Annotated in this window: 12 protein-coding genes; 4 read left to right on the top strand and 8 right to left on the bottom strand. The window is 37.5% G+C overall.

The genetic code is table 11. From position 1 onward, the window contains the following. Positions 1-58 precede the first annotated feature (58 nt). Positions 59-817 carry a DeoR/GlpR family DNA-binding transcription regulator gene (locus GCWU000282_RS11160; protein WP_035040607.1) on the top strand — a complete coding sequence of 253 codons (759 nt, stop codon included), beginning with the start codon at positions 59-61 and terminating at the stop codon, positions 815-817. Positions 818-879: 62 nt separating this feature from the next. Here GCWU000282_RS11160 and GCWU000282_RS11155 read toward each other — a convergent pair whose 3' ends face one another. Genes GCWU000282_RS11155 through GCWU000282_RS11145 form a run of 3 tightly spaced genes read right to left on the bottom strand, consistent with a single transcriptional unit; the run spans position 880 to position 3,576 of the window. Continuing rightward, complete coding sequence (locus GCWU000282_RS11155; RefSeq protein WP_023355239.1) at positions 880-2,091, bottom strand: 6-phosphofructokinase; 1,212 nt, start codon at positions 2,089-2,091, stop codon at positions 880-882. Between the two features lie 3 nt (positions 2,092-2,094). Beyond that, positions 2,095-2,832 (bottom strand): response regulator transcription factor, encoded by a 738-nt coding sequence (locus GCWU000282_RS11150; RefSeq protein WP_023355238.1) that lies wholly within the window; start codon positions 2,830-2,832, stop codon positions 2,095-2,097. Between the two features lie 18 nt (positions 2,833-2,850). After that, on the bottom strand, positions 2,851-3,576 hold the full coding sequence (locus GCWU000282_RS11145) for a M48 family metallopeptidase (RefSeq protein ID WP_023355237.1): 726 nt from the start codon (positions 3,574-3,576) through the stop codon (positions 2,851-2,853). 402 nt (positions 3,577-3,978) lie between these two features. Here GCWU000282_RS11145 and GCWU000282_RS11140 point away from each other — a divergent pair, with 402 nt between their 5' ends. Continuing rightward, complete coding sequence (locus GCWU000282_RS11140; RefSeq protein WP_023355236.1) at positions 3,979-5,031, top strand: lysylphosphatidylglycerol synthase transmembrane domain-containing protein; 1,053 nt, start codon at positions 3,979-3,981, stop codon at positions 5,029-5,031. Between the two features lie 2 nt (positions 5,032-5,033). Here GCWU000282_RS11140 and GCWU000282_RS11135 read toward each other — a convergent pair whose 3' ends face one another. The 5 genes from GCWU000282_RS11135 to GCWU000282_RS11115 all read right to left on the bottom strand — a co-directional run bounded on the left by GCWU000282_RS11135 (position 5,034) and on the right by GCWU000282_RS11115 (position 9,800). Continuing rightward, the gene (locus GCWU000282_RS11135; RefSeq protein ID WP_023355235.1) at positions 5,034-5,579 is read right to left on the bottom strand and encodes a PepSY domain-containing protein; all 546 of its coding nucleotides are present in this window, start codon (positions 5,577-5,579) and stop codon (positions 5,034-5,036) included. A gap of 217 nt (positions 5,580-5,796) precedes the next feature. Then, the gene (locus GCWU000282_RS11130) at positions 5,797-6,360 is read right to left on the bottom strand and encodes a PepSY domain-containing protein (protein WP_023355234.1); all 564 of its coding nucleotides are present in this window, start codon (positions 6,358-6,360) and stop codon (positions 5,797-5,799) included. Between the two features lie 135 nt (positions 6,361-6,495). Next, positions 6,496-7,572 carry a PepSY domain-containing protein gene (locus tag GCWU000282_RS15995; protein WP_023355233.1) on the bottom strand — a complete coding sequence of 359 codons (1,077 nt, stop codon included), beginning with the start codon at positions 7,570-7,572 and terminating at the stop codon, positions 6,496-6,498. Between the two features lie 138 nt (positions 7,573-7,710). Continuing rightward, positions 7,711-9,126: a sensor histidine kinase gene (locus tag GCWU000282_RS11120; protein ID WP_035040605.1), complete on the bottom strand. Its 1,416-nt coding sequence runs from the start codon at positions 9,124-9,126 to the stop codon at positions 7,711-7,713. After that, entirely contained in the window at positions 9,123-9,800 is a 678-nt protein-coding gene (locus tag GCWU000282_RS11115; RefSeq protein WP_023355231.1) for a response regulator, read from the bottom strand. Before GCWU000282_RS11115 ends, GCWU000282_RS11120 begins: the two co-directional genes overlap by 4 nt. A 382-nt stretch (positions 9,801-10,182) precedes the next feature. On the opposite strand from GCWU000282_RS11115, the gene GCWU000282_RS11110 reads away from it, so the two are divergent. Both GCWU000282_RS11110 and GCWU000282_RS11105 read left to right on the top strand, forming a co-directional pair. Continuing rightward, positions 10,183-10,812 carry an NAD(P)-dependent oxidoreductase gene (locus GCWU000282_RS11110; protein WP_023355230.1) on the top strand — a complete coding sequence of 210 codons (630 nt, stop codon included), beginning with the start codon at positions 10,183-10,185 and terminating at the stop codon, positions 10,810-10,812. A gap of 75 nt (positions 10,813-10,887) precedes the next feature. Next, positions 10,888-11,328 carry an Rrf2 family transcriptional regulator gene (locus GCWU000282_RS11105; RefSeq protein WP_023355229.1) on the top strand — a complete coding sequence of 147 codons (441 nt, stop codon included), beginning with the start codon at positions 10,888-10,890 and terminating at the stop codon, positions 11,326-11,328. Positions 11,329-11,379 lie beyond the last annotated feature (51 nt).

The following is an 11,379-nucleotide window of genomic DNA, read 5'->3' as shown; positions in this document are numbered from 1 at the left end:
CAAGATGTTTCGTGAACAATTTGGGATAAAATATCAAATTACTATACGGAGATATATTATGAAATATATTGAACGAAAAAAACAGATTTTAGCTTATCTTACAAACGGAAACGGTGTCGGAGACATCACCAATATGTGTAAGAGGCTTTATGTATCCAGGTCAACTCTGCGCAGAGACCTTATCACTCTTGAGGAAGAAGGCATTATTAAAAGGCATCATGGAAGTATAAGCCTTGTTTCTCCAAGCTCTTCAGAGAATTCCATCAACATAAGAAAACTGGAGAATACAGATAAGAAGATGGCTTTGGCTAAGCGGGCACGTACTCTTTTACAGGATAATATGGTGATTTTCCTCGATTCATCATCTACAGTTAGCCTGTTTATCCCTTATTTAAAACCATACAGCAATCTCACTGTCATTACCAACGGAATCAATATAGCGAGCCTGTTAAACAATTATCCGAATATAAAATGCTATATTTGTCCGGGAGTTCTCAAGAATAAAAGCCTCTCCATAATAGGAGAATATGCTTCCGCTTTTATAAGTAATTTTAGAGCCGATATTGCTTTTATTTCCAGTAAAGCTATAACTAATCAGGGAATATTTGAGGGAGATGATTCACAAGCCCTCTGCAAAAAGGAAATGATAAAAAACGCCTACAAGTCTGTGCTTTTGCTTGATAACAGCAAAGAATTTAAAGAAGGCTATTTTAAGCTCGCGGATTTTGCGGATTTTGATGTTATCGTATCAAACGGAGAGTTTGGCGAGGGAATAATGAAGGAAATTGACAGGTCGGATTGTAAATTATTATTTTAAACCTATAAAAGTGCCACAAGCCCTTAAATTATGGTTTGTGGCATTTTTATATATTTTTTAAACTAAATTACAAAAAACTCCGGCACTCCATCCTTATGTCTGCAGCTCATTTCACCCTTAACAAGCGGTTTTAAATATCTGAGCATTTCCTCAGTAACTCCGTTCTTAGCCTCATTTATCCATGTTGACGGAACCTTCTTTTCAAGGTTTGCCACCTCTTTAATATCCACTGAAGAATACTCTACCCGGTAAGGTTCATCAGAAACTCTTGTAAGCCTTGCCATCCTGCCTGACTCTCCTTCAAGTCCAAGCCTTACAGCCAGCCTTCCAAGTTCCACCGCCTCGATTATGTCCGTCTCACTAAGACAATGGGAAGCACATCTTTGAAGAAGACTTAACTCTATGTACCTAGCCTTATACTTAAGTTCATCTTTAAGTATCTTTTCAAGAATTCTGCCATTTCCGGCCATTTGCTTATGTCCAAAGGCATCCACTTCATCTTCAGAGCCATGATGTATTCCGCTTTCAGTCTCAATCATAACTCCTTCACTGAGAGCAACTATTACATTTTTTGAATTCTTCATAGCTTCTTTTAAATCGGCTACAAATTTATTCACCGAAAGTTTAACCTCACTCAAATAAATAAGGTAAGGTACTTCTTTGTTATTCTCAGCCGCAAGTGCAGCAGCAGCCGTAAGCCAGCCTGCATGCCTGCCCATAATCTCAACAATAAGGATATTTTCCTTATCATATACCTTAACTTCTCTTGCAAGCTCGCTACATACTGTAGCGATATACTTAGCAGCCGAACCAAAGCCCGGACAATGATCTATACCGCAAAGGTCATTATCTATGGTTTTAGGCGCACCGTTTACTACAATATCGGTTATTCCGTTTTCAGAAAAATACTCCGAAAGCCTGTGAACGGTGTCCATAGAATCATTTCCGCCAATGTATACAAAATGACCTATATCATATTTTCTAAATACTTCCACAACTCTCTTAAAGTCAGTCTCATCCTCTTTCGGATCGGAAAGTTTATAACGGCAGGAACCAAGGGCTGAAGCCGGAGTACGCATAAGTTTATCCAAATCATCTTCGGAAAGCCCGGTTAAATCTACTATGTTTTCATTAAGTATGCCTTCTACTCCAAATCTGGAGCCATATACCTTAGCCCCGTCATTTTTCCCCAACCATTCTTTAATAACCCCGGCAAGAGTTGCATTTATTGCTGCTGTTGGTCCCCCCGACTGTGCTACAATTAAATTTTTCATAGGCTAACTCCTTGTCAATGTTTCAAATTTATACCCTACCCCCCAAACAGTAGAAAGTCTCCACTCAGCATGATCATTTATCTTCTGTCTGAGTCTTTTTACATGGACATCAACCGTCCTTGTATCTCCAATGTATTCATAGCCCCAGATACGGTCTAAGAGCTGCTCCCTTGTAAATACCTGATTAGGATGTGAGGCTAAGAAATAAAAGAGTTCCAGTTCTTTAGGCGGCATATCCACCCTCTTATTATTGTAAGTAACAGAGTAGTTTGTAAGATTTATTTCCAAGTCCGCATAAATAACTCTGTTTATATTAGAAGTTCCTTCTACAATTGTAGTATTTTCTGCACTTTTATCAACTCCTTCGTCTGACGAAAATCTTCTAAGCACTGCTTTAACTCTGGCTACCAGTTCTTTTGAATCAAAGGGCTTAATCATATAATCATCTGCGCCAAGCTCCAAGCCCAATACCTTGTCAAAAATCTCTCCCTTGGCAGAAAGCATAATTATAGGCACTTTCGATGTCTTTCTTATCTCCCTGCATACATCATAACCGTCTTTCCCCGGAAGCATGATATCAAGCAGGATTAAATCCGGCTGATATTCCTGAAACAGCCTGATTGCCACATCTCCGTCTTCCGCCCTCTTTGTATCAAAACACTCTTTAACGAGATACAAAGATATAAGTTCGGATATATCCTCATCATCATCTACTATAAGTATCTTTTTTTTCTCAGACATTACTTTTTTCTCTCCTCACTAGATTTCCCTGCCGTTTAATACATCTTTTCTCTTTTTGTAATCAGGCATTATATTTTCCACAAAACTCCAAAATTCCTTAGAATGATTCGGATGTATGAAATGTGCCAATTCATGCAAAACCACATACTCCAGACATTCTTTTGGCTTGTGAAGCAGCTCAAGGTTTAGAGTTATCTTACCTCCGTTAGGCTTACAGGAACCCCATCTTGAAGTCATAGTTCTTATGCTTAATTTGGGATAAGCCACTCCCAAAGCCTTAAAATCGGGATAGTAACAGTCAATCATCTTAGTAAATACCTCTTTAGCTAAAGTTAACTCCCATTTCTTTAGCAAATTTTCCTTTTTTGCCCTGTCATCCACATCCTTTACAAAAATATAGATGCTCTCTCCACTTGCTTTTACGCATTCTTTAGCTGATTTTGCTATCTTTAATCTAAGTTTTTTACCGAAATATATTATTTCATCCCCTGTATTATAAGCTGTTTCAGTGTTTTCTTCCGTATTTTTACTCATTTTTTCAAATCTTTTAAAGGCTTCTAATATAAAAGCTTCCTTACTTTTTATAAATGATTCAATTACCTTTACGGAAACCCTTTTATTCGCTGAAACATATATAATTTCGCAAGGCTTTATTCTTAGATTAATATTTTTGACAGCTTTTCTTTCAAGCGTATAGTTATAATCTTTTCCACCAAGTCCGACTTTCCTTACTTCAATACTCATTTTTCAAATCTTTCCTAAGAAACTTATCCCAATTATTCACACCATAGGTCACAGACATCTTATTCCGCATATTACAGTAGGATAACCCGTTTTGGGTCTGTGACTATGAGGTGATATTACCAAATATCTTCTAAAACACATAATTTCAAACCTTCGGCTTGATTATGTGTTTCCGAAGATGTTTCGTGAATAATTTGAGCTTATATTATCTTTATTCTACCATAGAAAACTGATAATTGCACCCGTCTTTCCCATAATTTTCCATTCAACCTAATTAAAAATTAAGATATTTGTAAAGTTTATTAATAAATTTTGTGATATACTATATAAATTAGCCCATAGCTTATCATTACGATATTTCGCAGATAATCAGAGATTAGACTCCTAAGGAGAATTTTACAGATGGATGCAAAAGCCAAAAAAGATATACTTAAGAATATATTGTGGACAATAATAACCATTATAATAGCAGTCCTTACAATTACAGCCATTACAAGCCAAGCTAAAGGTTTTTCGGTAAATGATGCCTGGAAACTTATTGAGCATGGTAAAAAGAGTTTTATGATACTGGCAATGATTTCCGTAATTCTTTATATTTATCTTGAAGGAGCAGCTATTAAGCATATATTAAAACATGCTTCATTTAATATAGGACACAGGCAGGCATTTTTATACTCAGCAGCAGATATTTACTTCTCTGCCATCACGCCTTCCGCTTCAGGAGGGCAGCCGGCCAGCTTTTATTTCATGAGAAAAGACGGAATATCATTTTCAAAGGCCACCATGTGCCTTGTGCTAAATCTGCTTATGTACAGCTTTGCAATAGATTTTGTGGCTGTTATAAGTTTTATAATAAGACCCGATATTTTTATGAGCTTCAATCATTTCGGTAAAGTGCTTATAGTGCTGGGATTTATAATAATGAGCGCACTTACCCTCTTCTTTTTCATGCTGTTAAAAGAACCGAAGTGGATGGAAAAACTTGGATATTGGGGAATCAGTCTTTTAGGAAAGCTCCATATTATAAGAAAACCTGAGAAGAAAAAAGTTAAATGGGAAGAAACAATAAAAAAATACAGTGCTATTTCAGACATAGCCTTAGGTAAAGGAAAAATGCTCATTGATGCTTTTTTAATAAATCTCGCACAGCGTGTAACTCAAATATCAATAACTTTATTTGTCTACCTCGGACTTGGCGGAAAATTTGAACACGCCGGAGACATCTGGTTTTCACAGGCTTTTGCCGTAATAGGATCAAACTGCGCTCCCATTCCGGGAGCGCAGGGAGTTGTTGATTACCTTATGATACAAGGCTTCTCTCAGTTTATGCCTGAGAATGTAGCCGTACACACCGAGCTTTTAAGCAGGGGCATGAGCTTCTACATCTGTATTGTTATAAGCCTTGTAACTATAGCAATCGGTTATATAAAGAGAAGAAAGAAAGTGACAGTTTAATCTTAGTCATTAATAGGCTCTGATGAAAACTCAATTATCCTACCTGTTTTAGCATTTATTTCATAGTCATACTCAGTACCTCCAACATAGAATTCTACATCATAAACCTTGATACCGTCATCGGTTGTAAGTTTAGCTTTGGTAAAAATAACCTTGGAAGATTTTAATTTTGCGTGTCTAAGTGCAATTGACTTGGCAGAAGCTACACCTATATAACCGGAGGTTTTTGTAACCTTAGTCGTGGTTTTAAGCTTTTTCTTTTTGATTTCAAGAACCCTTCCGTCATTGGCATCTATCTCATAAGAATACTTGTAACCGTTTGCCTTGAATTCTATGTCATATACCTGACCATGTTCATCATCATATGCATCATATTCAACTTCCAGTGCAGTAACCTGGCTGCTTTTTACGCCTGCTTGTTTGAACGCCGCATTCTTGGCAGCTTCTTTTGATATTATCTTTGCAGCAAATACGGAAGTTGTAGCGCTGCTTGTAAATATGAGACCGAAAAGTGCGAGTACCATAAATAATTTCTTTGTTTTGTTCATAATATTTTTCTCCTTTGTGTTTTACTTGTTTTAACTGAATACAATTATATAGTATAAAGATTAAAATCAGATTAGAACAGGGATAAATTTTTTTCTTCGTAAATAATCGGGGATTAAACAAATTCCAACCGCACTCCAAATTTAAGAGAAGCGCGGTCGGAACTGTCAACTAATATATTATATCGGATTTATCACATTTTATTTCTGAAGGCAAGATTTAATCATCATCATCTTCATCATCAATAGGCTCCACTGAAAACTCATGAATCTTACCGGTAGTTGCATTTATTTCATATTCATACTCAGTATCTGCTGTACGGAATTCTACATCATAAACCCTTATGCCGTCCTCAGTAGTAAGTTTAGCCTTGGTAAAAGTAACATTGTAGCTGCTTAATCCCGCGTGATTAAGCGCGATTGACTTAGCGGAAGCTACACCGATATACTGTGAAGAATTTGTGATTTTGGTCTTAATTTTAAGTTTCTTTTTCTCAACCTTCAAAACAGTTCCGTCATTAGCGTCAATATCATAAGAGTATTTATATCCGTTTGCCTTGAACTCTACCTCATAAACCTGACCGTAATCATCGTCATTGGCATCGTACTCAATTTCAATTGATGTTGCCTGATTCCTTGGAACTCCGGCCTTAGTAAAGGCTACGTTAGCAGCTGCTTCTCTTGATATAATGTTGCCTGCCGCAAATACAGAAGCTGTAGTACCGCTTGTAAGCACCAGTCCGAAAAGTGCAAGTGTTGCTAATAATTTTTTTGATTTGTTCATAATATTCCTCCTTTGTGTTTGGTTTGTTTTTGATTTGTTTTTGTTTTATCTCTGTTTCTAATTAGGATTATATAGGAGGAACATTAAAATAAGATTAGAAAAATTAATAATTTTAAATTTTATTTTTTTATTTTTTTAATCATCATCATCTTTACCGTCATCATCTTTATCATCATCCTTATTATCGTCTTTGTCATCATCATCGTCATCAAATTTCTCTAAATCTTCATTTTTAGGAGTATTAGAGCTCTGTTCTATAGATTTGCCCGTCTGCTCGGAAGGCGAAAGTGCATCCACGTCCTGTGAAAGTATGGCTCCGCTGTAGGCATCTATTTCATACTCATATTCGTGTGATGAGGTAAAAAACTCTATTTCATATATAATTTTCCCATCATCTTTTTTAAGAACCGCTTTCCCGAATGTCACCATAGCGGGTGTAAGTCCGACCTGCTTAAGGGCAATAGTCTTTGCCTTATCTACACTTATATAGCGCTTGGTATCGGGCGAGGTATTGGTATTGGGCTCTGTTTTGTCACCGGTTGAAGTTTTATTTTTGTTCTTATTTTTGTCTTTGTTATTTTTAGGCTTGTCGGGAGAAGTCTCTGATTTTTCTTCTCCGCCGGCTGTTTTATCAGGCTTTTTTGAAGGCGTGTTTTTTGTGGTATCATCTGTCTTTGTCGCTGAGGATTTATCTGCGGCATCACCACCGGTATTACCTGTAGCACCTGATTTATCATCGGTTTTTGGCTTATCATCAGTCTTGTCTTTATTCACATCCTTTTGACTGTTTTCGCCCGGTTTTTTCTCCGTATTTTCAGGATTTTCTTCGTGAATACTTAAAGACGGATTATTGTTGTTATCTGAATTATTATTTTGGGCTATATTCCTATTACCTGTATTTTCCTTAATACCGCTTATGATGTCTCCATGGTTTGCATCCACAACATAAGAGTAAGTTGCATCCTCAGATGAAAAATTTATCCTGTATACATATTCGCCTAAGGCTTTATCACGCTCTGCAGTATAAGAAATCACATCGTCAGAGGAAACTCCCGCATCCAGATAAGCAAAATTAACAGCTTCTTCTTCATTTAATATATCATTTAAGGCAACCCTGTCCTTTGCATACAGAATTCCAAGGGCAATAGTCAGTCCAAAAACAATCACCGCTCCGGCTGTAAGTAAATATTTATTTTTTAGAAATTTAAGCATGTAAACCTCCGTTTCTCTGCGTTGTACACAGTATTTTTTATACAAGTGTCAAAAGTATAAAATTTTGTTGCAAACTTGCTTGTAAAAGAATTTATTATCTCTTGATACACAAAAAATATGAGTAAGCAGTCACATCATCTAACGTATAATAGAAGAAAAAGTTATGGTAAAAGTTGTACCAAGACCTTCTCTGCTGCTAACATCTATATTTCCACCATGCATATCTACTATCTTCTTAACTATCGAAAGTCCAAGCCCTGAACCGGTTATGCTGCTTTTATTGCTTACTCTGAAAAATCTGTCAAAGATTTGTTCAAGCTGTTCTTCGGCTATTCCTATGCCATCATCCTCAACCAGAAGTTTTACGTTATTCCCCTGTAAGGAAAGTATAACCTTTGTGTTACCGCCTTGTCTGCCGTATTTATAAGCATTTTCAAGAAGATTCTGTAGCATACGTGCCAGAAGCTCTGCATTTCCGTTAATCATAATACCCGATTCCACATTGTACTCAAGACTAATATCATTTATCCTGAGCGGTGTCATATCGCTGCAAAGGTCACTTACAAGCACCGAAAAGTCCAGCTTTTCAAAAGGGTAATTATCTATCCTCTGTTCAAGTCTGGTATAAGAGAGCATATTTCCAATCAGTTGGTTCATCCTCTTTCCCTGTCTTTTTATTACCTCAAGGGAGTCAACGTATTCTTCCGGCTGCCTCTCTTTCTCCAGAGAAAATTCAGCCTGTGCAAGAATTACCGAGACAGGGGTACGAAGCTCGTGAGATGCATCTGAGGCAAAGCGCTTTTCCATTTCAAATGAAGTCTCAAGTCTGTCTAACATCTTATTAAAGTTACCTGAAAGGGCGGCAAGTTCATCTCGCCCTCCGGTATCGGATATTCTTAATGAAAGGTTATTGCCATCGGTTATTGAAGTGGTTGTCTCCTCAATTTTCTTTATCGGACGTATTATACCCTTTGCCGCAAAATAACCGCAAAGCAGAATGATAATAATAAGAAACGGCAGGAAGGCTGCAAGGTAAACTGCAATATCTATGAGCTGCGATGTAGTCTCCTTAAGAGGGGCTATTCCCCGTATCCAAAGTTCAGAAAAGTTTTTGCCGGAAAGCCTCCTGTCATATATCAGATATCTTCCGCTGACGATATCAAGCGAAAATACATGAGAGCCGGAAAGTTTCACCTGATAAGTCTCCCTTATTATGGAATTTTTACCGTATAACAGACTTCCGTCAGCAGCATACAGACCAAACTCCATATCATTAAGGCTCATAAGGAAGTCATCATCTATCTGAAGATAACCGTCTTTATAGTGGATGAAAATATCATCGGTATCCATCAGTTTTGCCATATCTGCCTCAGTCGGACTGAGAAATTTCAGTTTGTCGGTATTTTCTTCCACCGCACTTATGAAATAATTTCTTGTAGTCCTCCTCATTACGCTGTCGCTTATAAAGAATACAAGGGTGGCAGTAAGAGAAAGCACCAAAAAGACAGATAACAGAAACCAGAGTATGATTCTAAGTCTTATTGAAAGTTTCAATCCTTGTCCTCCCTGATGACATAGCCCGCACCACGCACTGTATGTATGAGCTTTGTATCAAAACCGTCATCTATCTTCTTTCTCAGGTATCTGATATACACGTCTATGACATTGGTTCCTCCCTCATAATCATAATTCCATATATGATTTTCTATCTTTTCGCGGCTTAATACCTTTTCCTTGTTGTACATAAGATATTCAAGAAGCTGATATTCTTTGCTTGTAAGGGATATCTCCTTTCCGTCTCTTGTAACCGTGTGAGATGACAGGTTAAGGCAGAGATCTGCAATAGTCAGTATATTTTCAGATAGATTATGCTTTTCTCTTGTCATAACCCTTATCCTTGCAAGCAGTTCCTCAAAAGAAAACGGCTTAACCAGATAATCATTTGCACCGCTGTCAAGACCTTTCACCCTGTCCTCTATGGAGTCCCTTGCTGTAAGAAAAAGCACAGGGGTATTCTTCTTAAGCTTCCTAAGTTCTTTTAAAATGGCAAAGCCGTCTGCGTGTGGCAGCATTATGTCAAGGATGGCTACATCATAGTCTGTAAACTGTATATTATCAATGGCTTCTCTGCCGTCAAAGCAGCTGTCTACGCTGAATCCTTCCTCGGCAAGCTTCTTTGTAACTATTCTGTTAAGATCGGGCTCATCTTCTGCATAAAGTAAGCGCATACAACCTCCTCGTAAATAAATTAATTTTCTCCCTTCTATGATTATAATATATAAAGATTAAAATTACATTAGTTAAAAATTGTCATATATATAATGCTATAAATAACAATATGAAATATAGTTTTACTATGATTGTAACTGTCACTCTTCTGTTTTGCCATAATCAAGTGCTTAGTCAATGTTGAATAAGTACTTTTTTGTATTAGTTTAAGCCAAATTTGGATTTAATATTGCCCTTAAAATTATATAATTCAATTCATCAAAAAATAATTAAATAAACTTGTAATAAAACTATTGACAAGTTAAAAGTCATCTGTTATACTCTGGTTGTAACAATAAACATTACAAGCTTAGAAACAAAGTTTACAAGGAGGATTAGATTATGAAAGTAGCAGTAATTGCAGCAAATGGCAAAGCAGCAGGAAAGATTATCACCGAGGCTATGAACAGAGGTTTTGAGGTTACAGCTTTTGGTCGCAAGGAAAATAATACCGATGCCAAGAATTATGTTAAGAAGGACTTATTCGATATTACCACAGAGGATTTGAAGGGATTTGACGCTGTAGTTGATGCATTCGGAGCATGGACAGAGGATACCCTTTCTCAGCATAGCACATCTCTGAAGCACCTTTGCGATATCCTATCCGGTACAGATATCCGCCTTCTTGTTGTAGGCGGTGCAGGCAGTCTCTATGTGAATCCTGAACATAGCGCACAGGTTGCTGACAGTCCGGATTTTCCGGATGCCTTCAAGCCTTTAGCAACAGCTATGGCAAAGGCTCTCACCGAGCTTCGTGAACGTAATGATGTAAAGTGGACATATATCAGCCCTGCGGGAGATTTTCAGGCTGATGGTGAACGTAGCGGTAAGTATATTCTCGGTGGCGAAGAACTGGTGCTTAACAGCAAAGGTGAAAGTATAATCAGCTATGCAGATTATGCCATTGCAATGGTTGACGAAATTGAAAAAGGCAATCATATCAGACAGAGAATCAGTGTTGTAAGAGAATAATATCGGAATAACTTGTAATGTCCACATTGACATCTTTCCTGTAAGGATGTATATTACAGGTGGGAGGAATAAACAATGCATATTACAAGTAAATTTACGATAGCAGCTCATATCATAGCTGCGATAGATTATTTTAAGGACAGCGAAAAGGTCACCAGTAACTTTCTGGCGGGAAGCGTAGGGGCTAATCCCGTCATTGTAAGAAATGTGATGGGTAATCTGAAAGAAGCAGGTATAATTGCAATCAGCCAGGGTAAAAGCGGTATCAGCCTTGCCAAAGAGCTTGATGAGATTACATTTTATGATGTGTATAAGGCTGTAGACTGTGTGGATGACGAGGGACTGTTCCACTTCCATGAAAACCCTAATATCAACTGTCCTGTAGGCAGAAATATTCACTCTGCCATGGATGAGAAACTGCAGAGGGTACAGAGTATTATGGAAAATGAGCTGAGCTGCATCACTATGGCAGATGTTGTGGCAGATGTGAGAAAAGCGGCCGGTTCAGTCGGCTGATATTAAAACATTAAAACAAAGTGTGGAATGTTGCCTGAACGAGGATAGTCC

Source organism: Catonella morbi ATCC 51271, assembly GCF_000160035.2.
GTDB lineage: Bacteria > Bacillota > Clostridia > Lachnospirales > Lachnospiraceae > Catonella > Catonella morbi.
Note: the sequence above shows the minus strand (reverse complement) of the source record. Positions and strands in the feature narration are given on the sequence as shown.

Coding starts and splice junctions, on each gene's coding strand:
- GCWU000282_RS11145 (WP_023355237.1), bottom strand. CDS start 3,576: ATGAGTATTGAAGTAAGGAAAGTCGGACTTGGTGGAAAAGATTATAAC.
- GCWU000282_RS11160 (WP_035040607.1), top strand. CDS start 59: ATGAAATATATTGAACGAAAAAAACAGATTTTAGCTTATCTTACAAAC.
- GCWU000282_RS11130 (WP_023355234.1), bottom strand. CDS start 6,360: ATGAACAAATCAAAAAAATTATTAGCAACACTTGCACTTTTCGGACTG.
- GCWU000282_RS11150 (WP_023355238.1), bottom strand. CDS start 2,832: ATGTCTGAGAAAAAAAAGATACTTATAGTAGATGATGATGAGGATATA.
- GCWU000282_RS15995 (WP_023355233.1), bottom strand. CDS start 7,572: ATGCTTAAATTTCTAAAAAATAAATATTTACTTACAGCCGGAGCGGTG.
- GCWU000282_RS11105 (WP_023355229.1), top strand. CDS start 10,888: ATGCATATTACAAGTAAATTTACGATAGCAGCTCATATCATAGCTGCG.
- GCWU000282_RS11115 (WP_023355231.1), bottom strand. CDS start 9,800: ATGCGCTTACTTTATGCAGAAGATGAGCCCGATCTTAACAGAATAGTT.
- GCWU000282_RS11155 (WP_023355239.1), bottom strand. CDS start 2,091: ATGAAAAATTTAATTGTAGCACAGTCGGGGGGACCAACAGCAGCAATA.
- GCWU000282_RS11140 (WP_023355236.1), top strand. CDS start 3,979: ATGGATGCAAAAGCCAAAAAAGATATACTTAAGAATATATTGTGGACA.
- GCWU000282_RS11110 (WP_023355230.1), top strand. CDS start 10,183: ATGAAAGTAGCAGTAATTGCAGCAAATGGCAAAGCAGCAGGAAAGATT.
- GCWU000282_RS11135 (WP_023355235.1), bottom strand. CDS start 5,579: ATGAACAAAACAAAGAAATTATTTATGGTACTCGCACTTTTCGGTCTC.